The organism is Pseudomonas sp. PDM27 (assembly GCF_019219205.1).
In the GTDB taxonomy this organism is placed as follows: Bacteria; Pseudomonadota; Gammaproteobacteria; order Pseudomonadales; family Pseudomonadaceae; genus Aquipseudomonas; species Aquipseudomonas laurylsulfatiphila.
Map to the genome: position 1 here is coordinate 112,730 of NZ_JAHUWF010000001.1, position 23,314 is coordinate 136,043.

General features: G+C 61.1%; 19 protein-coding genes and 2 pseudogenes. 9 read left to right on the top strand and 12 right to left on the bottom strand.

The genetic code is table 11. The features are described from left to right. Positions 1-79: 79 nt before the first annotated feature. Together KW838_RS00485 and KW838_RS00490 are read left to right on the top strand one after the other, a co-directional pair. Positions 80-1,186, top strand: coding sequence for an enoyl-CoA hydratase/isomerase family protein (locus tag KW838_RS00485; RefSeq protein WP_218500002.1), 1,107 nt, complete (start codon positions 80-82; stop codon positions 1,184-1,186). 3 nt (positions 1,187-1,189) lie between these two features. Continuing rightward, positions 1,190-2,341: an acyl-CoA dehydrogenase family protein gene (locus KW838_RS00490; RefSeq protein WP_218500003.1), complete on the top strand. Its 1,152-nt coding sequence runs from the start codon at positions 1,190-1,192 to the stop codon at positions 2,339-2,341. A 213-nt stretch (positions 2,342-2,554) separates the two neighbouring features. Here the strand turns inward: KW838_RS00490 and KW838_RS00495 are convergent, their stop codons facing one another. From KW838_RS00495 to KW838_RS00520, 6 genes are all read right to left on the bottom strand, one after another. Beyond that, positions 2,555-3,328 carry an enoyl-CoA hydratase gene (locus KW838_RS00495; RefSeq protein WP_218500004.1) on the bottom strand — a complete coding sequence of 258 codons (774 nt, stop codon included), beginning with the start codon at positions 3,326-3,328 and terminating at the stop codon, positions 2,555-2,557. Between the two features lie 127 nt (positions 3,329-3,455). Beyond that, positions 3,456-4,583, bottom strand: coding sequence for an acyl-CoA dehydrogenase (locus KW838_RS00500; protein ID WP_102700769.1), 1,128 nt, complete (start codon positions 4,581-4,583; stop codon positions 3,456-3,458). A 141-nt stretch (positions 4,584-4,724) separates the two neighbouring features. Next, positions 4,725-5,918, bottom strand: a complete 1,194-nt coding sequence (locus tag KW838_RS00505) for an acetyl-CoA C-acyltransferase (protein WP_218500005.1) — start codon at positions 5,916-5,918, stop codon at positions 4,725-4,727. Positions 5,919-5,930: 12 nt separating this feature from the next. Next, positions 5,931-6,692 carry an SDR family NAD(P)-dependent oxidoreductase gene (locus tag KW838_RS00510; protein ID WP_218500006.1) on the bottom strand — a complete coding sequence of 254 codons (762 nt, stop codon included), beginning with the start codon at positions 6,690-6,692 and terminating at the stop codon, positions 5,931-5,933. 13 nt (positions 6,693-6,705) lie between these two features. Further along, positions 6,706-8,370: an AMP-binding protein gene (locus KW838_RS00515; protein ID WP_218500007.1), complete on the bottom strand. Its 1,665-nt coding sequence runs from the start codon at positions 8,368-8,370 to the stop codon at positions 6,706-6,708. 134 nt (positions 8,371-8,504) lie between these two features. After that, positions 8,505-9,428, bottom strand: coding sequence for a carbon-nitrogen hydrolase family protein (locus KW838_RS00520; protein WP_218500008.1), 924 nt, complete (start codon positions 9,426-9,428; stop codon positions 8,505-8,507). A gap of 84 nt (positions 9,429-9,512) precedes the next feature. Here KW838_RS00520 and KW838_RS00525 point away from each other — a divergent pair, with 84 nt between their 5' ends. Continuing rightward, positions 9,513-10,421, top strand: coding sequence for a LysR family transcriptional regulator (locus tag KW838_RS00525; protein WP_102700774.1), 909 nt, complete (start codon positions 9,513-9,515; stop codon positions 10,419-10,421). A gap of 9 nt (positions 10,422-10,430) precedes the next feature. Here the strand turns inward: KW838_RS00525 and KW838_RS00530 are convergent, their stop codons facing one another. Further along, the gene (locus KW838_RS00530) at positions 10,431-10,685 is read right to left on the bottom strand and encodes a hypothetical protein (protein WP_007970091.1); all 255 of its coding nucleotides are present in this window, start codon (positions 10,683-10,685) and stop codon (positions 10,431-10,433) included. Positions 10,686-10,849: 164 nt separating this feature from the next. On the opposite strand from KW838_RS00530, the gene KW838_RS00535 reads away from it, so the two are divergent. Beyond that, the gene (locus tag KW838_RS00535) at positions 10,850-11,167 is read left to right on the top strand and encodes a YqjD family protein (RefSeq protein WP_015094973.1); all 318 of its coding nucleotides are present in this window, start codon (positions 10,850-10,852) and stop codon (positions 11,165-11,167) included. Positions 11,168-11,304: 137 nt separating this feature from the next. Here the strand turns inward: KW838_RS00535 and KW838_RS00540 are convergent, their stop codons facing one another. Further along, on the bottom strand, positions 11,305-12,345 hold the full coding sequence (locus tag KW838_RS00540) for an Ldh family oxidoreductase (RefSeq protein WP_218500009.1): 1,041 nt from the start codon (positions 12,343-12,345) through the stop codon (positions 11,305-11,307). Positions 12,346-12,580: 235 nt separating this feature from the next. On the opposite strand from KW838_RS00540, the gene KW838_RS00545 reads away from it, so the two are divergent. Further along, a complete protein-coding gene (locus KW838_RS00545) occupies positions 12,581-17,413 on the top strand; it encodes a DUF6543 domain-containing protein (protein WP_218500010.1) in 4,833 nt (1,610 codons plus the stop codon). Between the two features lie 235 nt (positions 17,414-17,648). Then, on the top strand, positions 17,649-18,650 hold the full coding sequence (locus KW838_RS00550; RefSeq protein WP_102700777.1) for a FecR family protein: 1,002 nt from the start codon (positions 17,649-17,651) through the stop codon (positions 18,648-18,650). 57 nt (positions 18,651-18,707) lie between these two features. Here KW838_RS00550 and KW838_RS00555 read toward each other — a convergent pair whose 3' ends face one another. Beyond that, positions 18,708-21,056 carry an acylase gene (locus KW838_RS00555; RefSeq protein WP_218500011.1) on the bottom strand — a complete coding sequence of 783 codons (2,349 nt, stop codon included), beginning with the start codon at positions 21,054-21,056 and terminating at the stop codon, positions 18,708-18,710. A gap of 250 nt (positions 21,057-21,306) precedes the next feature. Here KW838_RS00555 and KW838_RS00560 point away from each other — a divergent pair, with 250 nt between their 5' ends. Beyond that, positions 21,307-21,678, top strand: a complete 372-nt coding sequence (locus KW838_RS00560; protein WP_102700779.1) for a fe2+ zn2+ uptake regulation protein — start codon at positions 21,307-21,309, stop codon at positions 21,676-21,678. An 8-nt stretch (positions 21,679-21,686) separates the two neighbouring features. On the opposite strand, the gene KW838_RS00565 is transcribed toward KW838_RS00560, so the two are convergent. Next, on the bottom strand, positions 21,687-21,875 hold the full coding sequence (locus tag KW838_RS00565) for a hypothetical protein (RefSeq protein WP_007970993.1): 189 nt from the start codon (positions 21,873-21,875) through the stop codon (positions 21,687-21,689). A gap of 156 nt (positions 21,876-22,031) precedes the next feature. On the opposite strand from KW838_RS00565, the gene KW838_RS00570 reads away from it, so the two are divergent. Further along, entirely contained in the window at positions 22,032-22,169 is a 138-nt protein-coding gene (locus KW838_RS00570) for a hypothetical protein (RefSeq protein ID WP_007970990.1), read from the top strand. A gap of 7 nt (positions 22,170-22,176) precedes the next feature. Here the strand turns inward: KW838_RS00570 and KW838_RS00575 are convergent. Next, positions 22,177-22,410, bottom strand: a pseudogene (locus tag KW838_RS00575) (LysR substrate-binding domain-containing protein); the annotation flags it as partial. A 2-nt stretch (positions 22,411-22,412) separates the two neighbouring features. Between KW838_RS00575 and KW838_RS00580 the strand changes: the two are divergent. Continuing rightward, positions 22,413-22,550 (top strand): annotated as a pseudogene (locus KW838_RS00580) (aldo/keto reductase); the annotation flags it as partial. Between the two features lie 39 nt (positions 22,551-22,589). On the opposite strand, the gene KW838_RS00585 reads toward KW838_RS00580, so the two are convergent. Beyond that, positions 22,590-23,120: a hypothetical protein gene (locus KW838_RS00585; RefSeq protein ID WP_218500012.1), complete on the bottom strand. Its 531-nt coding sequence runs from the start codon at positions 23,118-23,120 to the stop codon at positions 22,590-22,592. Positions 23,121-23,314 lie beyond the last annotated feature (194 nt).

The following is a 23,314-nucleotide window of genomic DNA, read 5'->3' on the forward strand; positions in this document are numbered from 1 at the left end:
GCAAATTTGCACTGATACGATCCGCCATCGCTCGCGCGCGAGCATCTCGATAAAGAACAATAAAAGCAGGGAGTTAGTGATGACTGCTCAGGTTACATCGAAGGGGACGCTGTCCATGGATGCCATGCAAAACGAAGTGCTGGCCGAGGTTCGCAACCACATCGGTCACCTGACCCTCAACCGCCCCGCCGGCCTCAATGCCCTGACCCTGGACATGGTGCGCAACCTGCACCGCCAGCTCGACGCCTGGGCCCACGACCCGCACGTGCATGCGGTGGTCCTGCGCGGTGCCGGCGAAAAAGCCTTCTGCGCCGGCGGCGACATTCGTTCGCTGCATGACAGCTTCAAAAGCGGCGACACCCTGCACGAAGATTTCTTCGTCGAGGAATACGCCCTCGACCTCGCGATCCACCATTACCGCAAACCGGTGCTGGCGCTGATGGACGGTTTTGTCCTCGGCGGCGGCATGGGCCTGGTGCAAGGCGCAGACTTGCGCGTGGTTACCGAAAAAAGCCGTCTGGCGATGCCGGAAGTCGGCATCGGCTATTTCCCGGACGTCGGCGGCAGTTACTTCCTGCCACGCATTCCCGGTGAGCTGGGAATTTACCTGGGCGTCAGCGGCGTGCAGATTCGCGCCGCCGATGCGCTGTATTGCGGCCTGGCCGACTGGTACCTCGAAAGCGCCAGGCTGGGCACACTGGACGAAAAACTCGACCAGCTCGAATGGCACGACACGCCGCTCAAGGACCTGCAAGGCCTGCTGGCAACACTCGCCGTGCAGCAACTGCCCGACGCGCCCTTGAGTGCATTGCGTCCGGCCATCGACCACTTCTTCGCCCAACCCGACGTGCCGAGTATTGTGGAGCAACTGCGCCAGGTCACGGTCGCCGACAGCCATGAGTGGGCCGTCAGCACCGCCGACCTGCTGGAAACCCGCTCGCCGCTGGCCATGGGCGTCACCCTGGAAATGCTCCGTCGCGGACGCGAGCTGCCCCTTGAACAATGTTTCGCCCTTGAGCTGCACCTGGACCGCCAGTGGTTCGAGCGCGGCGACCTGATCGAAGGCGTGCGCGCCTTGCTGATCGACAAAGACAAGACACCACGCTGGAACCCGCCCACTCTTCAGGCGCTGGACGCCGAACACGTGGCGAGCTTCTTCAGCGGGTTTGACCGGAACGAGGGCTGAGCCATGCACGATATCGAATTGAGCGAAGAGCAAGTGATGATCCGCGACATGGCCCGGGATTTTGCCCGTGGCGAAATCGCGCCCCATGCCCAGGCCTGGGAAAAGGCCGGCTGGATCGATGACGCTCTGGTGGCGAAGATGGGTGAACTGGGCCTGCTGGGCATGGTGGTCCCCGAGGAATGGGGCGGCACCTATGTCGACTACGTGGCCTATGCGCTGGCAGTAGAAGAGATTTCCGCCGGCGACGGTGCGACCGGCGCCTTCATGAGCATCCACAACTCCGTGGGCTGCGGGCCGGTGCTCAACTACGGCAGCGAAGAACAGAAACAGACCTGGCTGGCGGACCTGGCCAGCGGAAAGGTCATCGGCTGCTTCTGCCTGACCGAACCCCAGGCCGGTTCCGAAGCGCACAACCTGCGCACCCGCGCCGAACTGCGCGACGGCCAGTGGGTGATCAACGGCGCCAAGCAATTCGTCAGCAACGGCAAGCGCGCGAAGCTGGCGATTGTATTTGCCGTGACCGATCCGGACCTGGGCAAACGCGGCATCTCGGCGTTCCTGGTGCCGACCGATACCGCCGGTTTTATCGTTGACCGCACTGAACACAAAATGGGTATCCGCGCGTCCGACACCTGCGCCGTCACCCTGAACAACTGCACCATCCCCGAAGCCAATCTGCTGGGTGAACGCGGCAAAGGCCTGGCCATCGCCCTGTCCAACCTCGAAGGCGGCCGTATCGGCATCGCCGCCCAGGCGCTGGGCATCGCCCGCGCGGCGTTCGAAGCGGCGCTGGCCTACTCCCGTGACCGTGTGCAGTTTGGCAAGACGATCAATGAACACCAGAGCATCGCCAACCTGCTGGCCGACATGCACATGCAATTGAACGCTGCACGGCTGATGATCCTGCACGCCGCGCGCCTGCGCACGGCTGGCAAACCCTGTCTGTCGGAGGCGTCACAGGCCAAGCTGTTTGCGTCGGAAATGGCGGAAAAGGTCTGCTCGTCCGCGATTCAGATTCATGGCGGGTACGGGTATCTGGAAGACTATCCGGTGGAGAAGTACTACCGCGATGCGCGGATCACGCAGATCTACGAAGGCTCGAGCGAGATTCAGCGGATGGTGATTGCCCGTGAACTGAAGAACTATCTGGTTTAAAAGCAAAAGATCGCAGCCTTCGGCAGCTCCTACACAAAGCCCTGTAGGAGCTGCCGAAGGCTGCGATCTTTTGGCTGTAAACTGGTTTGAAGCCTTAAAGGCATCGCTGGCAAGCCAGCTCCCACAATGTTTGCGGTTGTTCACACATGTTGTGTACACCCCGGACCCTGTGGGAGCTGGCTTGCCAGCGATAGCGTCAGCAAATACGCCGCATTACTTACCGACGAACTCCGCTTCACGCTTGGCAATGAACGCCGCCATGCCTTCCTTCTGATCCTGCGTCGCAAACGCCGCATGGAACACCCGACGCTCAAAGCGCACGCCTTCGGCCAGGCTCACTTCAAAGGCACGGTTGACGCTTTCCTTGACCATCATCGCAATCGGCAGCGACTTTTTGGCGATCAACGCCGCGACTTTCAGCGCTTCGTCCAGCAGCTCATCGCTTGGCACGATCCGCGCCACGATGCCGCAACGCTCCGCTTCCACGGCATCGATCAAACGCCCGCTCAGGCACATTTCCATGGCCTTGGCCTTGCCCACGGCGCGGGTCAGGCGCTGGGTGCCGCCCATGCCCGGCAACACGCCGAGGTTGATTTCCGGCTGGCCAAATTTGGCGTTATCGCCAGCCAGGATGAAGTCGCACATCAGCGCCAGCTCACAGCCGCCACCCAGGGCAAAGCCGTTGACCGCCGCGATGATCGGCTTGCGGCGGTTGGCAACGCGGTCGCTGTCGCTGAACAGGTCGTCGAGGTAGATCTGCGGGTAGGTCAGCTCGGCCATCTCCTTGATGTCGGCACCCGCGGCAAACGCCTTTTTCGAACCGGTCAGGACGATACAGCCGATGTTCGCATCCGCCTCGAAACCATCGAGGGCCTGGTTCAGTTCGCTGACGATCTGCGCGTTCAACGCGTTCAACGCCTGAGGACGGTTGAGGGTGATCAGGCCAACGCGGCCGTGGGTTTCCAGCAAAATCGTTTCGTAGCTCATAAACAACTCCTGTTTCACATAAGACCAGATCCCTTGTAGGAGCTACCGCAGGCTGCGATCTTTTGATCTTTAAAATCAACGTCAAAAGATCGCAGCCTGCGGCAGCTCCTACAGAGGGCCTGCTTTTTTATAGGTTGCGCGAGATGACCATGCGCTGAATGTCGCTGGTGCCTTCGTAGATCTGGCACACCCGCACGTCGCGGTAGATCCGCTCCAGCGGGAAGTCGTTGAGGTAACCATATCCGCCGAGGGTTTGCAGCGCCGAGGAGCATACCTTCTCGGCCATTTCGGAGGCGAACAACTTGGCCATCGACGCCTCGACCAGGGCCGGCTTGCCACTGTCGCGCAGAGCGGCGGCGTAGTGCACCATTTGCCGCGCCACGGCGATCTGGGTGGCCATGTCCGCCAGGCGGAACGCCACGGCCTGATGCTCGATGATCGGCTTGCCGAAGCTCTCGCGCTCACGGGCGTAGTCGCGAGCCGCTTCAAACGCGGCGCGGGCCATGCCCACCGATTGTGAAGCGATGCCGACGCGACCGCCTTCCAGGTTGGCCAGGGCAATCCTGTAGCCTTCGCCCTCTTCGCCCAAACGGTTGGCCACCGGCACCTTCACGTCTTCGAAGAGGATCTGGCAGGTGTCGGAAGCGTGCTGGCCGAGCTTGTCCTCGACCCGCGCGACTTTATAGCCCGGCGAATCGGTCGGTACGATAAACGCGCTGATGCCACGCTTGCCGGCGTTCGGATCGGTCACCGCAAACACAATCACTATCCCGGCATTCTGCCCGGAGGTGATGAACTGCTTGCAGCCGTTGAGCACGTAGTGGTCGCCTTCCAGGCGCGCACGGGTTTTCAGGCCGCTGGCGTCGGAACCCGCCTGGGGCTCGGTCAGGGCGAAAGCGCCGAGCATCGCGCCGCTGGCCAACGGCTTGAGGAAGCGTTCCTTCTGCTCGTCGTTGCCGTAATGGAGAATCGGCACACACCCCACGGAGTTGTGCACGCTCATGATGGTCGAACAGGCGCCATCGCCGGCGGCGATTTCTTCCAGCGCCATGGCGTAGGCCAGGTAACCGGTGTCGCATCCGCCCCATTGCTCCGGCACCAGCATGCCGAAGAAGCCCAGCCCGGCCATCTCGCCGATGGCTTCCTTGGGGAAGCGGTGTTCGCGGTCCCATTCAGCAGCGAAGGGTTTGAGCCGTTCCTGGGCAAAGTCCCGGGCCATGTCACGGATTTGTTGTTGGTCGTCATTGGGGATCATGGTGAATCCTTGAATCTGGTTACGACGCAGAACCCTGTGGGAGCGAGCTTGCTCGCGATGAGGCTGTGTCAGTCAACACTATTGCTATCTGACCCACCGCTATCGCGAGCAAGCTCGCTCCCACAGGGATTGGTGTTGGTCTTAATACAGGCATTCCACGGCCATCGCCGTCGCTTCACCGCCACCGATGCAGATCGCCGCGACGCCGCGCTTCAGGCCTTTCTGGCGCAGGGCCGACAGCAAGGTCACGAGAATCCGCGCACCGGACGCCCCGATCGGGTGACCCAAGGCGCAAGCACCGCCGTGCACGTTGAGTTTCTCGTGGGGGATTTCCAGGTGAGTCATCGCGGCCATGCCGACCACGGCGAAGGCTTCGTTGACTTCCACCAGATCGACGTCATTGAGCGACCAGCCGGTTTTCTTCATCAATTTCTTGATCGCGCCAATCGGCGCCACCGGGAACAGCCCCGGTGTATCGGCGAACGCGGCGTGGCCATGGATCACCGCCAACGGCTTCAGGCCTTGTTTCTGTGCCTGGGACTGGCGCATCAGCACCAATGCCGCCGCACCATCGGAGATCGAACTGGAGTTGGCCGCCGTCACCGTGCCGCCTTCGCGGAACGCCGGTTTCAACGAAGCGATCTTGTCCAGTTTGGCTTTTGGCGGCTGCTCGTCGTTGCTGATCACCACTTGCTCTTTGCCGACTGTCACCGTGAGCGGGACAATTTCGGCCTTGAAGCTACCGTCCTTGATCGCCTGTTGCGCGCGGGTGGTCGAAGCGATGGCGAACGCGTCCTGGGCCTCACGGCTGAAGCGGTTGGTTTCGGCGCAGTCTTCGGCGAAGGTGCCCATCAGGCGGCCCTTGTCGTAGGCGTCTTCGAGGCCGTCCAGGAACATCGAGTCCTGCACCCGGCCATGGCCCATGCGGTAACCGGCACGGGCGCGGTCCAGCAGGTAAGGCGCGTTGGACATGCTTTCCATGCCACCGGCGACCACCACGTCGGCACTGCCGGCTACCAGCATGTCGTGGGCCAGGATCGCCGCTTCCATACCCGAACCGCACATCTTGTTCAGGGTGGTGCAGCGGGTCGATTTATCCAGCCCGGCACCCAATGCCGCCTGGCGCGCAGGGGCCTGGCCAAGGCCAGCCGGCAGAACGCAGCCAAACAGCACTTCGTCGATGCTGTCACTGGAAACGCCGGCGCGTTCAACGGCGGCCTTGATAGCGGCGGCACCCAGTTGCGGCGCGGTCAGGCTTTTCAGTTCGCCCTGGAAACCACCCATCGGGGTGCGGACGGCGCTGACGATTACAATCGGATCGTTGGACATTGTCATGACAAATCCTCCTTATTTGGCGGCCATGCGCAAGGCACCGTCGAGACGGATCACCTCGCCGTTGAGCATGCTGTTTTCAATAATATGCTTCACCAGCCCGGCATACTCGCCCGGTTTGCCCAAACGCGGCGGGAATGGCACGCCAGCGGCCAGGGAGTCGCGAACTTCCTGGGTCATGCCGGCCATCATCGGCGTCTCGAAAATGCCCGGGGCGATGGTCATCACACGGATGCCGAAGCGCGCCAGTTCGCGGGCCGCCGGCAACGTCAGGCTGACGATGGCCCCTTTGGACGCCGAATAGGCCGCCTGACCGATCTGACCGTCGTATGCCGCGGCAGACGCGGTGTTGATGATCACGCCGCGCTCGCCATCGGCGTCCGCTTCGGATTGCGCAATCGCCGCTGCCGCAAGGCGCAGCATGTTGAAGCTGCCGATCAGGTTGACGTTGATCACCTGGCTGAAACTGGACAGCAAGTGCGGACCGTTCTTGCCGAGGATCTTCTCGCCACGCACGATGCCGGCGCAATTGACCAGGCCATTGAGGCCGCCAAAGGCTTCGACCGTCGCCTGCACGGCCGCTTCGGCCGCCGCTTCGTTGCTGATGTCCGCCACCACGCTATGCGCGCCAAGGCGCTTGGCCTGGGCTGCAACGGCTTCGGCGTTCATGTCCACCAGCATCACTTTCGCGCCCGCGGCGACCAGCACCTCGGCGGTGGCTGCACCGAGGCCGGAAGCACCGCCGGTGACGATAAAAATCTTGTTCTGGATCTGCATCATTGTTTCCCTTTCAAGCTGGAAGGTTCTTCGCCGCAGCCTCTTGAGCCTTGGCGATTTCCTGGTTGCGCAAGATAAAGCGCTGCAATTTGCCGCTTGGGGTTTTCGGCAACTCGCTGACAAATTCGATTTCACGGGGGTAGGAATGCGCCGCCAGGCGCTTGCGCACGTGCTGGCGCAGCTCTTCGGCCAACGCAGGTTCTGCGCGGTATTGCGGGCTGAGCACGACGAACGCCTTGACCAGTTCGGTACGCTCCGGATCGGGTTTGCCGACCACGGCGGCCTCGACCACGGCCGGGTGTTCGATCAGCGCACTTTCCACATCGAACGGACCGACCCGGTAGCCGGAGGTGGTGATCACGTCATCGCTGCGACCGACGAAGCTGATGCTGCCGTCCGGGTTCCACTCGACGGTGTCGCCACTCAAGTAGTAGTTGCCGACAAAGGCCTTGGTCGGCACGCCTTCGTAGCCGGCGAACCAGCACATCGGCGACTGGCTGCGGTCGATGGCCAGGATGCCGGGCTGGCCAACACCCAGTTCCTTGTATTCGTCATCGAGGACCACAATGCGGTGGCCCGGCGAGGTAAAACCGGCGGCGCCCATGTGAATCGGGTGTTCAAGGCCATGGTGGTTGCACAGCACCATGCCCAGTTCGGTCTGGCCGTAGTGGTCGTGGATGACCACGTCGAGGTTGTCGGCGAACCAGCGGATCACTTCCGGGTTCAGCGGCTCGCCGGCGCTGCTGACGATGCGCAGCTTGCCCTTGATCGACCTGGCGAACTCATCACCGCCGGCAATCAGCAAACGGTAGGCCGTCGGCGAACCCGTGAGGTTGGTAATCCCGTACTTGTTGATCACCCGGCAGGTGCTTTCGAGGGTGAACGGGCCATCGTAAAAGGTGATCGGATGCCCCATCGACAGGGGCCCGGTGACACCGTAGTAAATGCCGTAGGCCCAACCCGGGTCGGCGACGTTCCAGAAGGCGTCTTCCGGGCGCAGGTCAACCGCGTCGCGGATGTAGCTCTGGAATGCAACGATGGCCTTGAGCGGCACCGACAGCGCTTTCGACGGGCCGGTGGTGCCCGAGGTGAACATCAGCAGGAACGGATCTTCCCCGGTCAGCAGCACGGGTTCGCAGTCGGCGGAATAGTTGGACAGCTCGGCCCAGAAACTGCAATCGCCACCCACCAGGCCCTGCCCTTTGGGGCCGGTGACCGTAACGATGGTCGGGCAGTCGGCGACTTCGGCGAGTTTCGGCCGGTTCACCCCATCGGTCACCACCACTTTGGCGCCAGAGCAGCTCAGGCGGTGCTCGATGGCTTTGGGGCCGAACGCGGTGAACAGCGGTTGATACACCGCGCCAATGCGCCAGGCGGCAAACACGGTGATCAGCAATTCGATGTTGCGTGGCAGCAGGCCGGCGACCTTGTCGCCCTTCTTCACGCCCTGGGCCAACAGGTAATTGGCGAAACGCGCGGCCTTGTCCTGCAAATCAGTGAAGGTGTAGCTCGCACTGGCGCCGTCGCGCCCCTCCCAGAACAGCGCGATGCGCCCCGGCAAGGCATGCCGGTCACAGCATTCGACACAGGCGTTGAGTGCCGTCAGATCGCCTGCGAGTGCGGCGTCGACGGTGTGCTGATAGTTGAACTGATCAGTAGCAGACAAGTAATCGCGCATTGCCAGAATCCCTTGTGTTTCTTATTAGGTTGGGGGAACCGTAATCAACAGGGAAATACTCGCTCTGCCTGGGGTGGCGGGCAATGGTCAAAGTTATCAAGTTGTCTGACTGGTTTGGCCAAAGCCCCCGGGCATCAGGACGTGAAGCGCACCCCCGGTTTAGCGCGCTCGTCCACGGTCAGCTCGAACACATCCGGGCGAGCGTAGTGACCGACCACGTCATAGTCGTAGCGGGCGCGCACCAGGTCGTCAGTATCGATCTGCGCGGTCAGCAGACCAGCGCCATCTCGCAACGGTCCGGCGAGGATGTCGCCCATGGGTCCTACGATCACGCTGCCGCCGGCGATCAACGGCCGGTCCGCCGGCCAGTTGGCGATATCCAGGCCCAAGGCCTGGGGAGAGGCCTGGACCTGACAGGCGCTGACCACGAAACAACGCCCCTCATGGGCGATGTGGCGCATGCTGACCTGCCACATCTCCCGTTCGTCCACGGTCGGCGCGCACCACACCTCCACGCCCTTGGCGTACATCGCCGTGCGCAGCAGCGGCATCATGTTTTCCCAGCACACCACCGCACCGATGCGCCCGACCTGGCTGTCGATCACCGGCAGCGTCGAACCATCGCCCTTGCCCCAGATCAGCCGTTCGGTACCGGTGGGCATCAACTTGCGGTGTTTGGCCAGCAGCCCGGCCTGCGGATCAAAGTACAAGGCCGTGCAGTACAAGGTGCTGCCGGCGCGTTCGATGACGCCGATCACCAGATTCGCCCCGGTGCGTGCGGACAGCGCCGCCAGCGCCTCGGTTTCCGCGCCGGGCACGTCGATGGCGTTGGCAAAATAGCGCGCAAAGGCTTCGCGCCCTTCCGGCAGCCGATAACCAAGCTGCGTACCAAAGCCCTCGCCTTTGGGGTAACCCCCCAGCAGTGCTTCCGGCATCACCACCAGCGTGGCGCCGGATTCGATGATCGTGTGTTCATAGGACAGGATCTGTTCCAGGGTGTCGGCCTTGCCACCGGGCAAGGCGCCGATCTGCAAGGCCGCAACGATTGATTTGGGCATCACGAAATCTCCATTCGCATCAGGGGTTGCTCATTCTCCGGCGCCACGTGATCATCAATAAAGACCGATTCACTGCTGAATGATATGAATCAAATGAATATCACCAACATCGACCTCAACCTGCTCAAAGTCTTCGAAGCGCTGCACGAAGAGTCCAGCGCCAGCCGTGCCGCCTTGCGTCTGGGCGTGACGCAATCGGCCGTCAGCGCGGCCTTGCGCCGGTTGCGCGAGGTGTATGGCGATCAACTGTTCGTACGCACCGGACGCGGCCTGGCGCCCTCGCTCAAGGCCAATCAGCTCAAGCCGGTGGTCAGCGAGGCCCTGAACAAATGCCGGCAGAGCCTGGCGATGGTCGATCCGGCTGCGCAGCAGTACGAAGGGCGCTCGGTCACCGTGGGAATGTCGGACGATTTCGAAATTGCCTACGGTCGACGACTGATCGAGGAAATCGCCCGGAGCGCGCCGAAGTTGCGGCTGATTTTCCGCCAGACCCACAGCCAGATCGTTGCCCAGGCATTGATGGAACGCAGCATTGACCTGGCGATCACTGCGGGCGGGTTTGCCGAGCGGCTGCTCAGCCGTCAGGTGCTGGGAGAAGGTGGTTATCTATGCCTGGCGGACCCCTCGAGCCTGGTCGAGGGCCAGCAGAGCATCAGTCTTGAGGAGTTTGTGGCCCGCGAGCACATCCTGGTGTCTTCCGGCGGTTTTATCGGGATTACGGATGAAGGACTGGCGGCGCTGGGCCTGAGTCGGCGGGTGTGCGCCTCGACCACGCATTTTGCCGCGCTGCCGCATTTGCTCAAGGGCAGCCAGGCCGTGGCGACCATTCCGGCCCATGCCGCCCGAAGCATCGCGACGCTCAGCGGCCTGGCCCTGCTGCCCTGCCCTTTGGCCTTGCCGCGCTACCCGATCGAGCTGGGCTGGCGCACCAGCACCCAGCTTGACCCGGTCGTGTTGAAAGTGCGCGAGGCGATTGTCGCGAGTTTCGCCTGACAACCGATGTTATTTGTTGGCCGCCATCAGGCGATTGACTTCGCTGCGCACCATGTTGGCGTATTCCGGGGGCGACATGCCGTCCAGTTCGGCGCGCACCCATTCGGCCCACTTGCCTTTGCGCTTGGCCCGTTCACCAAACAACCGTGCGGCCTCGCCCTTGGCTTTGCCCAGGTTGTTTTGCCAGAGTTCGAACAGACGGGATTTCTCGTCTTCCAGCGCAGCGCGCTCGGCGAGGGGTTTGTCGGCCAGATTGAAGCTCATGGGAATTTCCTGCTGCGTAAAATTGGCGACATCTTACACTGTAGGGCGAAATGTCCTGCGTCGGTTTTTCAGCGAGATGACCTTCCCGGGCAATTTAGCTGCAACTTTTCCGACGACCGCAGACTCCATTGTTCACTGTCCACTTACCCGCAAGGAGTACTTCAATGGCCCGCAAAACCGCCGCGCAAGCTGCCGAAGATCAAATCAAGGATCAAGCGTTCAGCGAACTTCAATCGTTGATCGAAGAGTCGGAAAAACTGCTGAAAAGCAGCGCCTCACTGGTCGGGGAAGAAGCGGATACCCTTCGCGGACAAATCGCCCTGAAACTCCAGCAGGCCAGGGATTCGGTGACCAGCGTGCGCAACCGCACCCTGCCCGCGGTCGAGGCCACCGAAACCTATATCGGCGGGCATCCATGGCAAACCGTGGCGATTTCCGCCGGGTTTGGCCTGGTGGTGGGGTTGCTGCTGGGGCGTCGCTGAACACTGGCAAACACTGAACCCTGTGTGGGAGCGGGCTTGCTCGCGAAGGCGGTGTGTCAGCAACTTGGATATTGGCTGACACGACGCTTTCGCGAGCAAGCCCGCTCCCACAAGTTCTATCGCACCTGCCGAGAGGATCACTCCCCCGCCAGCTCCCGCAGGTTCGCCAGCGTCCGGGCATCCAGTTCAATGCCATTGGCCAGCGACCTGGCGCGCTGATGATGACGCCGGTCACCCGGCAAACGCTTCAGGCCGACACCGTGCATTTGCCGCACCAGTTCCTGGCTGCGCTCGGCAAAACTTTGCCCCGCCGCCTTGTCCGGATCAATCACGATCAGCAATTGGCCCGTCCAGGGCGTCTTGGCACCTGGGTGGTTGCTCCAGTCGAACTCGAAGGAAAAATTGCCGCCGGTCAGTGCCGCCGCGAGCAACTCGACCATCATCGACAACGCCGAGCCCTTGTGTCCGCCAAAAGGCAGCAACGCGCCGCCCTCAAGAATCGCTTTCGGGTCGGTCGTCGGCTGGCCGAGGCTGTCCACGCCCATCCCTTGCGGCAAGCGTTCGCCCTGGCGTGCGGCAATTTGCACGTCGCCATGGGCAATGGCACTGGTGGCGAGGTCGAAGACAATCGGTTCGCCGTCAGCCCGCGGCGCGGCGAAGGCAATCGGATTGGTACCGAACAGCGGTCGGTCGGCGCCGTGGGGCACCACGCAGGTCATGCTGTTGACCACGCTCAACGCTACCAGCCCTTCATACGCGAAGGGTTCGACATCCGGCCACAAGGCCGCGAAATGGTGCGAATTACGGATCGCCAGCACTGCAATACCGGCACTTCGGGCCTTCTGCACCAGTAATTCGCGTGCAGCTGCCAGGGCCGGTTGCGCAAAACCGTTATCGGCATCGACCCGCACAAACCCCGAAGCCACATCTTCGACCACCGGAACGGCCTGCCCATTGACCCAGCCGCTTTGCAGCGTAGAAACATAACCCGGGATCCGGAACACTCCGTGACTGTGGGCGCCATCGCGCTCGGCACCGGCGCAGTTTTGCGCCAGCACCCTGGCAACCTCGGCGGAGGTGCCATGACGCAGAAAAATCTTTTCCAGCAAAGCGCTCAGCGCTTCGAGTGACAGGTGTGACGAGACGGCAGTAGAGGCGTGATCGTGTGGCGCAGACATCTGAAGCTCCAGAATGATTATTGGAGGGAACAACAGCGTACAAAGACCCGCCGATTAACAACGCGCGACGAGCGACCTGTCAACCTTTCGCTCAGGGGGCGATGAGGTATATCCGTGTCACCAATGCCCACGCCCCGTGCGTTATCTATTTACCACCGGCATCAACGCACCGGCTTTTAGTCTCGATGCTCAACCCACAGGCGCCCTTGAGTGGCCCCTTGAACGAGACTCGACGATGTCTACACCAATAACTCCGCTGTTTTTCCCCGAAGCACTGACGATGCCCGGACTCTGGCGAGAACTGGGCCAAACCCACGGGCTGGCGCAAAAGGATTTCGAATGGTTCCGCCATATCGAACTGGCCAGCCAGGCCCTGCGCGATGAGCAGACGCCGCCCATGCTGGCGAAAAAAATCCTGCTGAAGATCCCTGGCCAGGAACCCGTGGCGCTGGCCGGCAGTTTTTTGCTGACCGCGACGCCGGATGACAACGGCGTGATTCTCTACACCCCCTACGCCGGTATACAGAAGTTCACCAGCCGCTCGGTCCTGACCGGACATCTGGCGGCACAACTCAAAGCAGCCAACGAAGACGATGAACTGCTGGCCTTCATGGCGCTGTCACAACGCAAGACGGTGGTGGCTGCCGACGATATCGGGCTGGAGTATCAGACCATTGAAGGTGACGTGTTCGAGGACCAGCGCACCACCCTCTCCCGCCATCAGCAACTCAACGACCAGGCCCTGCTCGACGAACTCAAGGCGCTACCGTCCCTGACGTCGCTGCTCGATGCTTTGCTGGCTGAACAACTGACGGCGTCTTTTCCCGGCGTGGATCAGAGCCAGACCCGGGTGAATTTCTATCTGGCCGCGACTGCAGGGAACGAGGACGCAAGTCGTGCGGCGCGACCTTGGGTCAATTCCCTGTCGCTGAGTGACGCCGTGCTCCTGCACTATCGCCATCAGCGTTGGCCCTCCGGGCAGGCCCATGAATTTTCCCACCCGAAAAAGTCCCCGGCAAACGCTGACCAAGCGCTCTGGGAAACGGCGGTCACGACTGTCTCGCGCAAACTGGTCAGCCTGCTGATCGGAAAGCTCGAACACTATTGGGACGCGGCGAGTGCCAATGGCGCTTCGCGTCGCGCACTCTTCAGCCGGGCCATCGCCGATCAGGCGCGGGTGCAATTGCTGCTCAAGCGCGAAGCCGGGATCATCATCCCGGAGCAAAGCCAGGATCTGCACGCGTTGATCTCGACGGCCAGCCGGACGAACACATCGATGACGGTCGAAACCGTGCGCCTGTGGGAGTACCAGGCCAACTATGTTGAGTTGGCCGGTTCACTGATGGTCAGCGCCAGTCATGCGTTTCTCTACACGCCCACCGAAGGTTTGCAGGTGCTCAAGGACTATCAGGACTTGCGCGATACCGTGCAGAGCAAGTTCGGCGCGGCCGGTCACGAGGATGAGCTCTATGGCCTGCTGAGCCTGGACGAACGCCAGCGATTCATTGGTTTTGACCGGCCGAATGTGACCGGGGAAGCGATCTCCGGCGCGATCTTCAGCAAGCTCTTCGACGCCATCGTCACCAAGCAACTGCAGAACGCGGAATACAGCCTGCAAGTGTTCCGCCACAGTGACGGCACCGTGGACATCCAAGCCCTGTTCGACAAGGCGCTGGATATCCGTTCGATGATCAACGAGCGGCTGCTGAAGCTGGAGACTGACGGACGCTGGAGCACGCGGCCGGTGTTGTCCGGCGACCAGCAGCCGTCCATGGTGCTGGCCGATACGGCGGCAGCGTTCGTCAAGAGCTTCAGTGACATCGAAACACTGATCAACGCCGACGTCGCCGCACAACCGATCACTTCACTGGCGTTGCAGCGGGTCTACCTGGAAAACCTGCAGCCGCGCCTGGCCCATGCACTTTCCGTCGGCATCCGCGGCGAGGCCAGCCTGCGCACCCTCAGCGCGACATTCACGGATGCGGACCGCGCCATCGTCGATACGGTGTTCAACCCGGATCAGGCCGAAAGAGGTAACCGTCGCTCCTTGAAGGGGTTCCGGCCCGATGCCTATTCACTGACCCTTGAGCGCTCCGGTCTGCGGGATGTCCTGCCGCTCGCCCATTGCCTGCTCCTGACCGAGCGCGGCGGACTCGATCCCTCGCATTCCGGCCGGACCATCCTGTGGACGCCCGCCGAGGGGCTGGAGGTGTTTGACAACATCAGCCGTGCCAGGCAGGAACTGAACCGGCGCCTGCTCGACCCGCAACAACGCATGGCACTACTGGAAAACCTCACCCCGAGCCAACGCGTCTTCCACCAACGCTACTCACTGGGTGCGCTGCGGCTGATCGAAGGGTCAGTACTGAAGCAGGTCGCACAATCCTCCATCGATCACTTTCTGGCTCGCTGCGAACACGCACGCCGCCAGGAACTGAACGACACGAAGCAGAAAAAGGCGCTGAAAGCGCTGGCCACCGCCGGGATCAACACCCATTTGCGCAGAGCCACCTCGATCGCCCGGGCGATCATCCTGCAACAGTCACTGCCCACATGGCTTGGAATGGCCCCGCTTGAAGATCAGCGGCTGCACGTTGAACTGCTGGAGCAATACCGCAACAGCGTCGAGGAGGACAAAGACTACTTGCACGGGATCCCCCCCCTCAGGTCGTATGTGCATGGACGGCTGACGACGTTGCTCGGCAATCGCTTCCCTGCCATTACGCTGGACCCCGACAATATTCAAATCATCCCCAACCTCAACCTGACCGGTCCCGCCCGCAGCCTTACCGAGTTCGCCCTGAACCATGTCAGCGTCGCGCAAGGCTCCGGATTCCAGGTTTCCTCGACAACCACCCAGGCGCTGCCCGAGGGGCTGGACCAGGCCGCGGTCCGTCAACTGCTGCAGTCACTGAACATTGTGCAAAGCTACGCAGCGCAGGTAACGCAGACGTTGTCCGGTGCAACGGCCGACGCCGAAAACCGGATGCAGCGCTTCGTCAAACAACTGCCCTGGCAACTGCTGCAACACGCCCACCAACTGAAGCTGTTGCAGAGGCTATCCGGCAGCGCGTTCGATTTGCTGCGACAGGTGCTGGACATGCCGGATGCCACGGCCCGGGCAGCCGTGCAGGGAGCACAAGCGATTGCCCGGCCACTGGAGCTGATCAAGACCACCGGCGCCGCTGCGGTCAAAGCATTGGGCCTGTACCTGGTGAGCCCCGGCAACGCAAAGGCCGGGCCGCAGATCCTCTATGCCCCTTACCACCCTGGCGGCTCGCCTTTTATCGAATTCGACACGGAGGCCAGCCTTGTCTCGGCGCTGAACACCCCGGGGCCCTTGCAGGATCTATTGCTGCGACGCCTGCCGGACAGCGAGCAGTCCGCCTTCCGCAACCTGTTCAGCTCCACCGTTGGGCAATTGAGTGAGATCACCCTCGGGTCCAGCCCCATCGACGGCAACTTGCTCACCCAGCTGTACCACGACAACACCCGACTGCTGTCGCAGATGCTGGGCAGCCAGTCACACGCCGCAAGCCAAACGGACTGGGAGGCCGTCAAACACCTGTTCGGCGCCGGCATCCAGCGCATCCTCGGCCTGTTGCCGGGCAAACTCGCTTATGTGCAGTTTCTCTGGAACGCCTACAAGGACGCCCTCAATTCGGCGCAAGCCCTGCAGGATCATCACTGGAAAGTTGCGCTGGAGGAGTTCATCGCCGGTGCGGCGCAACTCATCTCATTGGGCAGGCTGTCGCTCGAAGGATGGACCGACACGGCCCAGGCAACCCAGCAAACCCTTGCCACACCGGTTGCCACACCGGCCATCGCTGCAAAGTGGTCCGAGATCGATTCGACGGCACCGCTGCGCACGCGGCTGCAACCGTTCGAAACCATGGTCGAACTCAAGAACCTGACGAAAAACAGCGCTGACGGCACCTACCTCGATGCGGCGAGCAAAAAAACCTACGCCCCCATCGCCGGCAAGGTCTATGGCGTAGACAAGACCGGGCCGGCCTGGCGAATGATCAAGGACCAGGAACAAGGCCCGGTATTGCTGACTGCGCCAGACAAGCGACTGGTGATCGACCCGGACATCCATACGGTGCACTTCGGCAAGGCCATGTCGAAAATGCACAACCAGTTGGCCTATGCCCATGTCGCCAGGGAGGTGCTGAACATCGAGGCTCGGGGGATGGAAGAGATTCGCGCCAGACATCCCGAAAAAGCCCGAATGATCGTGCAGGCCATCGACATGGCGCGCTATTACGCGTTCAACAGTTTGCACAACATGGCGCAACTGCGCAGATTCGTCCCCGGTACCCGGCTGGACACCTTCCTCAAAGGTTTCTTTGGTGTGGGCCAGGTCAACGCAGCGCTGCTCGACAAGATCAAGGACGCCATCCTCCCCATCTGCAACGCGCTGGTCGACCCCGATGAAGACTGGATGAACTCCCATCGTTTTATCGTGGGTTCAAACCGGGACCCGCAGGACAACCTCATTGCGTTTGTCCTGGACAAGGATCAACAGCGCCACGTGCATTTCACCGAAAGGTTCTTCGATCAACAGCTCGACTGGTACAAATCCTGTCTGACAGAGCCCTTCAACGTCGACGGCCACAGCCAGGCCGCCACGTTGATTCACGAGTTCGCTCACCTGTTTTCCGCGGCCGTGGACATTGCATCCCTTGAATCCCGGCGCCCCTTCAGCGATCTGGTAGCGCCGATCACGGCCTACGGTGCCGCCATGAAACAGACCCAACTGGACTTCCAGCGAGAAGCCTTGTCGCTGGACACGCCGAAGGAGGAACTGTTTGCGCGTTGGAACAGCAACCTGCAATCGTGGATCAGCCTGGATTCAATCCCGACGGCCTATCACGTCGGCAAGGCCATTCTGAGGTTGACGGGCAGCACGACCATGGAGACGGCAAGGGATGCATTCCTGGACGGGCAAAATGCGAACTTCAGGACGGACGTCATTTTGCACAATGCCGATTCGCTCGCGTTCCTGATCTGCGAAATGGGCCGGCAACTGGACCCGGTGCCGGTCACATCGGCCACCGGAAACTGATCCGCCAATCACAGGGCGCAGGTCCTCCCGGATCTGCGCAGCACATCGGCCGCGATGGCACTGTGATGATTATTTTGATCTTTTTTTCACGCGCCTTAATGGATACTGCAAGCCGACAACAGGCTATCCAGAGGCGGAGCGTTGAAAAAAAGTTACACATTGATAGTTAAATGCCATGACTGATGTTCTCGCAGGCTGCCCCCAAGGTTAGAATGCACGAAATCAGGATGAGCCAATGACTGAACACACGCTCTCGGAAGCCGAATACGACGCCATCACCGATGCCGCTGCGCATTGGTGCATGCGTCTGCACGCCAATGACTGCACAGAGCAGGAGCGCCAGGCGTTCGAACAATGGCGTAATGCGCATCCGCTCCATGCCTTCGAGTACGAAGCGATGCTGGAAATATGGGATGTCGCCGGCGACCTGCCCCGCCCCGCGCCCGTCCTGCCGCTGGTTCGCCCCCAACCCGAAACCCCTTGGCGCCGCCTGGCCATTGCCGCGGCAGTCTGTGCCCTGGCACTGCCGCTGGCCGGTTATGGCGGCTGGCACCTGGGTTGGGTACCGAACGCGTACCAGCACTTCGAAGCCACCGACAATGTTCGTACGGTCACCTTGAAAGATGGCAGCCAGGTGGAACTGAACCTGGGCAGCGAGCTGACGTACAGCAACTACAAGGATCAGCGGCAAGTCACGCTGAAAAAAGGCGAAGCGTTCTTCCGGGTCAGCCATGACACCCGTCACCCTTTTGTGGTCAAGGCCGCCGAAGGCCAGGTTCGCGTGACCGGCACCCAATTCAACGTCTGGATGTATGAAGACCAGGTCAAGGTCAATCTGATCGAGGGTTCGGTACTGGTCAGCAGCAACACCGACCTGCCCGGCGACGGTTTGCGCCTCGACCCGGCGATGCAGGCCAGTTATCGCCGCGGCGACTTCACTCCCCGCATCAGCCAGACCTATGACAATGACAGTTCGCTGGCCTGGCGCCAGGGCAAGCTGGTGCTCGACGATCTGGCACTGAGCGATGCCCTGCCATTGATCAATCGCTACCTGGACAAACCGTTGATGGTCGCCGACAACAGCACCGGTTCGATCCATATCGGCGGCATCTACAACATCAAAGAGATCAACGGCCTGGTGAAGTCCCTGCCGCGGGTCCTGCCGGTCTACCTGACCCGCAATGACAACGGCAATCTGGTGGTCAACGCGATCCCGCAAAAGACCCCGAAAAGCTGAAAAGGCCGCCACCCTTGCGGGGTACGGCCTTCAGCGTTCCAGTAAAACCCCACTACCTCAATGCGCAGCGACCTTGGCATCCTGCTGGCGGATCGTCTGTACCTGATACTGCGGATCGGACGTGATCTGCTGCTCGGTGAACGGCAGCACGCTCCATTGCTTCTGCGAAAAGGCCTGGGTCTGATCCCGTGAAAATTTCGAAGCAGGGTCACTCGACAACGAGAACGCCAGCAGCCCCTTGGCTTGTGGTCCGTTTTCGTCGAAGGTCACCACTTGCAGGTAACTCGTGCCGCTGACCACCTCGCGCTTGCCGTCGCTGCGCGGCACGCTCTGGATCGCGTTGTAGACCCCCAGCGTACCCGGCCCGCCATGGATCGGCGTCTGTTGCCCGCCGCTGCTGACCACCTGGATGTCGCCCCAGCGAGCGTCCGGCTTGAGGCCTGACGCCTTGACCTGCTCAGCCGAAGCCAGCATCGCTGTGCGTAGCGCCTTGGCCACTGGCGGGTGATCGACGGCGAGTCCACTCGGGGTATGTTGCGGGTCCTGCGGATCGAACGCCACGCGCCATACGTCCGGTACCGGCTCCAATGCCTCCATGACATTCTGGAAGTGCACAAAGCCCAGACCGCTGCCCAGATTGGCCTTGCGGTCCCAGGCCTTGAGGCTGGCGCACAGTGGTGCGAGGGTTTTGGCATCGGCACCGAGATCCGCCGCGCAGAATTGCAGCAGGTCCGGCATCACTTGAGCCGCCTGATAGACCTGATCATCCATGACCATGTGCTGCAAGTCCGCCACCGCGACCTTGCCGGCCTCGGTCAGCGTACTCAAACGGTCCAGGGCAAAGCGTGAACGCAGGCCCAGAGGCTGGCCATCCTGGCTGATCAGCGGCGAATAGCCGGTCAGCGGTTGCGCCGGATTGGCCATCCACGCCGAATCGTTGGAGTGCTGGACAAAATCCTTGCGCAGCAATTGCGGCAACTTGTCCGCTGCATAGATGCCCTGTTGTGGCGCCTGCGGATCGATGTCCCAGGCACAGGCGCTGTTGGAACCGTCAAGAATGATCATCTGCAGGCCGATTCGCGGATCGCTGCACTGCGCCAGCTTGTCGACGCTGACGTTGGGCACCACCGAGAGGTTCATGTACAGCGTCTGCCCCTGATCGTCCGCCGCCAGGGTGTTGACCCACGGAATGCCCTGGATCTTGTGCACCGAGGCCTGGAAATCCTTGAGGTTGTCGGCACGGTTCATCGCGTACCACTGCTGCAGGACGCGATCGTTATCCAGGTTGGCGTCGCGCAGGCTGAAGGCGTACTGATGATCCCAATCGAGTTTTCCCGGCCATTGCACCACCGGACCGAACTTCGAGCTGTAGACCACACGGGAAATCGCCTGGACCTGCCCGTCCGCCTGCCTGACGTTGACAGTCACGGTCTGCTTGTCCATCGGCAAGGACCGGCCGTCGAGCAGGTAACGGGTCGAATCCTTGGGGTCGAGTTGCAGGCGGTACAGCGTGAAATGCCTGGACGCATCCACGGTGTGGGTCCAGGCCAGATGTTGATTGAAACCGATGTTGATCAGCGGCAGGCCGGGCAACGCCGCGCCCATCACGTCCAGCTTGCCGGGAATGGTCAGGTGCATCTGATAAAAACGCATGCCGCCCACCCACGGGAAGTGCGGGTTGGCCAGCAACATGCCGCGTCCGTTAAAGGAACGTTCGCTGCCGATCGCGACCGCGTTGCTGCCACGGTCCAGGGCAAACCTTTGCATGCGCGTGGCGGCCACCTGGAACGCTGCCTGGGCGTTCGACGCCCGGGCCACGGCCTGGGGCGGCGTGGCACCGGCCAGGGCTTCGGCGAACTGGCCGACGCCCCCTTCGACCAACAGGCGCCGGGTCAGCTTGACCAGATCCGACGGGGTGATGTCCCGCACCCAATCGCCCTGGCACTGTTGCGGCAGACCCTGGGCACGACGCTCGCTCAGGGAACGGTTGAACCCCGCCACATAGCCTTCAATCAACTCACGCACCGGTGGAGTCTGGGCCTGCCAGAAACCGGCGACGGCTTGCGGGGTGTTGAGCCAGGTGAAGAACAGATCGCTGACCAGGTTCTCACGCGCCTCGACAGTAAACTGATCCGGTCCGAAATAGCGCGAACGCTCGCCGTTCACCGTAGTGATCTCGTTCGCCAGCAGGCACAGGTTGTCCTGGGCGTAGGCATAGCCGATGCCGTAGCCCAGCCCGCGCTCGCTGTCGGCGCGGATGTGCGGCACGCCGAAACTGGTTCGGCGGATGTCCGCGCTCGTTGGCGCAGACGTATCGCTCGCGCTCGCGGCAAGGCTCAGCCCCAGGCTCAACCCCAGAGTCACACCCGCCAGGCTCAACCTGGTTAACTGGCTGGAAATAATCACGCTCGCTCCTGATCGAAAAAACGATGGCCGCTGTTGCGCGCACCCACGCGCGCAGTGCCTCCCTGTAGGGACGAAGCTCACATCAATAATTTAGGGTTTTTGCCGCACATTGGCGTGCGAACTGACAGGCTGATCACACGACGTCGACAAAATTTCTACATTCGAGCCTTCATGATTTGGGCAGCTCATACGTCTAAACTTTTAAGAGCGCCCAATTTTTCCTGATCAGGCTCTGAAAAGGAGTTTTGCAATGTACAACTCGCAACTGCCAACGGACGGTAGCAACGCGCCAAAGGGTACTTCCATGGGAGTCGGCGTATTCGAGCCGCGTACCGATCGCCACGGCAACGAGCGGATCCGGATCCTGCTCAAGAGCTATGGCCTGCGGACCAGTCTGATCCGCCTGAAAGTCATCGATGCCCTGCTGACGGCCGCCGAAAGCGAGCGCAGCCTTGGCGTGCGTGGCGTGCACAGCCAATTGCTGGACCTGGACATTCCCCTGTCCTTTCTCAGCGTGCGCGAAGTGCTCAAGCGCTTGTGCAGTGAAGGCGTGATTGTCCTAAACCCCGACAAAAGCTACAGCCTGCATCCACAGGCTGCCGCCATCCTGCGCAACCAGTGAACGAATGATCAGGGCTTGACCTTGCGGCGCATCACGCCATTGATGACTACCACAATCACCGCCACGCCAATGGCGATGTACTGGAACATTTTTTCGCTGATGACGCCGGTGTTCTGCAACCAGGAAAGGCCAAACATGATCCCCAGCACCACCAGGGAGATCAGAATCGAGTATTTCAAACGTTGCGACTGTGTCATTGCGGGTTCCTGAATCTGAAAATGTATCCGGTTTGTATCAAGACGCTTGCCAGGCACTTACCCTGTTTCCGGGATAAGTGGCCACAAGCGGGGTCACATGTTACAGCCGATGAAGAGTTTTAGCTTCATTGCGGCGATAACCATGAGGACTTTCAAATGTTGCGTCGAATCACATTGCTGATTCCCCTGCTGGCCATCCTGACCCTGAGCGGTTGCATTGTTTTCCCCCATGGGGGCTGGCATCACGATCACTACTATGACCATGGCGGACCGGGCTACTACCCACACCGATAACCGCTGATCAACACCCTGAATCCTTCCGGTAAAAGTCATTGCCGGGCTGGGCACAGAGTTCCACCAGCCAGTCGACAAACACACGCACCCGCCGGGACAACTGGCGGTGCGGCGGATAAAGCGCCGTCATCGGCATGCCCGGTGGCGGCATTTCTTTCAGCACTTCACACAAACACCCCTCCTGCAGTTGCCGGGCCACGTGATAGTACGGCGTCTGCACCAGTCCATAACCGGCCTCGCACGGCAGAGAAAGGCGTGACGGCGGGCCAACTGGCGCTGGCGTGGGTGCTGGCCCAGGGTGACCACCTGATTCCGATTCCGGGCACCAAGCAACGCAAATACCTGGAAGAAAACGTGGCCGCTCTGCAGGTGAGGGTCGCCGGCCCGTTCGATGAACCGGGCGGGCCGGGCAACGCCGCGTCAGGCCTTGGCCGACAGCCCCGTACCTGGCCGCTCCATCGGGCCGTTGCTTTTACCGTAGGTTTCCAGGTTCTGCAGCACGTAGATCGCTTTTTTGAACTCGGGAATCAAGTAGTTGGCGTACTTGTTTCCCTTCAAATTATTGCTCTGGATGTTGTCCAGTTGAATGGCGAAATATTCCAGCGCATTGAACTTCGCGTCAGGGTCCTTGATGCCAAACCGGTCGAACTTGTCGCCGGCATTGCTCAGCGTTACTGCCGTTACATCACTGATCAGGCCACGTTCTTTCAGAAAGACACTGAGAGTGCCCAAGGACTTGACGGAAATATTGGAGGGGTCAAACCCCTTCATCTGCTTGCGCATTTCCATCTTGTCCATCTTGGCGGTATCCAGCGCAACCGGATTGCTGCCCACCAGGTTAAGCATCTGCCTGACCTTGTCATTCTGGGCAACAGGCTTTGATCTGCTGTTGGTGTCTCGAACCAATAGCCCCGACTTCGGGGTCCATGCGCCGGTATAACCGATAGTCATGAAAAACTCCTTGTATGACCAAGCTAAGTGGTCGCGAGTATCAACTGGAGCATGGGGGCCGCCTAACGTTAATTGAGTTCTTTTACAAATTTTGTACATTTCAGCCACACACCGCAAAGCGCCTTGTTTATTAGGCCATGGCGCTTTGACGAATGGTCCTGCAGGCTTTTCTTACATGACCATCAGCGGGCTTG

Excerpts from the sequence above, each read along its gene's own strand:
- KW838_RS00485 (WP_218500002.1), top strand. The coding sequence starts at position 80 with ATGACTGCTCAGGTTACATCGAAGGGGACGCTGTCCATGGATGCCATG.
- KW838_RS00490 (WP_218500003.1), top strand. The coding sequence starts at position 1,190 with ATGCACGATATCGAATTGAGCGAAGAGCAAGTGATGATCCGCGACATG.
- KW838_RS00495 (WP_218500004.1), bottom strand. The coding sequence starts at position 3,328 with ATGAGCTACGAAACGATTTTGCTGGAAACCCACGGCCGCGTTGGCCTG.
- KW838_RS00500 (WP_102700769.1), bottom strand. The coding sequence starts at position 4,583 with ATGATCCCCAATGACGACCAACAACAAATCCGTGACATGGCCCGGGAC.
- KW838_RS00505 (WP_218500005.1), bottom strand. The coding sequence starts at position 5,918 with ATGACAATGTCCAACGATCCGATTGTAATCGTCAGCGCCGTCCGCACC.
- KW838_RS00510 (WP_218500006.1), bottom strand. The coding sequence starts at position 6,692 with ATGCAGATCCAGAACAAGATTTTTATCGTCACCGGCGGTGCTTCCGGC.
- KW838_RS00515 (WP_218500007.1), bottom strand. The coding sequence starts at position 8,370 with ATGCGCGATTACTTGTCTGCTACTGATCAGTTCAACTATCAGCACACC.
- KW838_RS00520 (WP_218500008.1), bottom strand. The coding sequence starts at position 9,428 with ATGCCCAAATCAATCGTTGCGGCCTTGCAGATCGGCGCCTTGCCCGGT.
- KW838_RS00525 (WP_102700774.1), top strand. The coding sequence starts at position 9,513 with ATGAATCAAATGAATATCACCAACATCGACCTCAACCTGCTCAAAGTC.
- KW838_RS00530 (WP_007970091.1), bottom strand. The coding sequence starts at position 10,685 with ATGAGCTTCAATCTGGCCGACAAACCCCTCGCCGAGCGCGCTGCGCTG.
- KW838_RS00535 (WP_015094973.1), top strand. The coding sequence starts at position 10,850 with ATGGCCCGCAAAACCGCCGCGCAAGCTGCCGAAGATCAAATCAAGGAT.
- KW838_RS00540 (WP_218500009.1), bottom strand. The coding sequence starts at position 12,345 with ATGTCTGCGCCACACGATCACGCCTCTACTGCCGTCTCGTCACACCTG.
- KW838_RS00545 (WP_218500010.1), top strand. The coding sequence starts at position 12,581 with ATGTCTACACCAATAACTCCGCTGTTTTTCCCCGAAGCACTGACGATG.
- KW838_RS00550 (WP_102700777.1), top strand. The coding sequence starts at position 17,649 with ATGACTGAACACACGCTCTCGGAAGCCGAATACGACGCCATCACCGAT.
- KW838_RS00560 (WP_102700779.1), top strand. The coding sequence starts at position 21,307 with ATGTACAACTCGCAACTGCCAACGGACGGTAGCAACGCGCCAAAGGGT.
- KW838_RS00565 (WP_007970993.1), bottom strand. The coding sequence starts at position 21,875 with ATGACACAGTCGCAACGTTTGAAATACTCGATTCTGATCTCCCTGGTG.
- KW838_RS00570 (WP_007970990.1), top strand. The coding sequence starts at position 22,032 with ATGTTGCGTCGAATCACATTGCTGATTCCCCTGCTGGCCATCCTGACC.
- KW838_RS00585 (WP_218500012.1), bottom strand. The coding sequence starts at position 23,120 with ATGACTATCGGTTATACCGGCGCATGGACCCCGAAGTCGGGGCTATTG.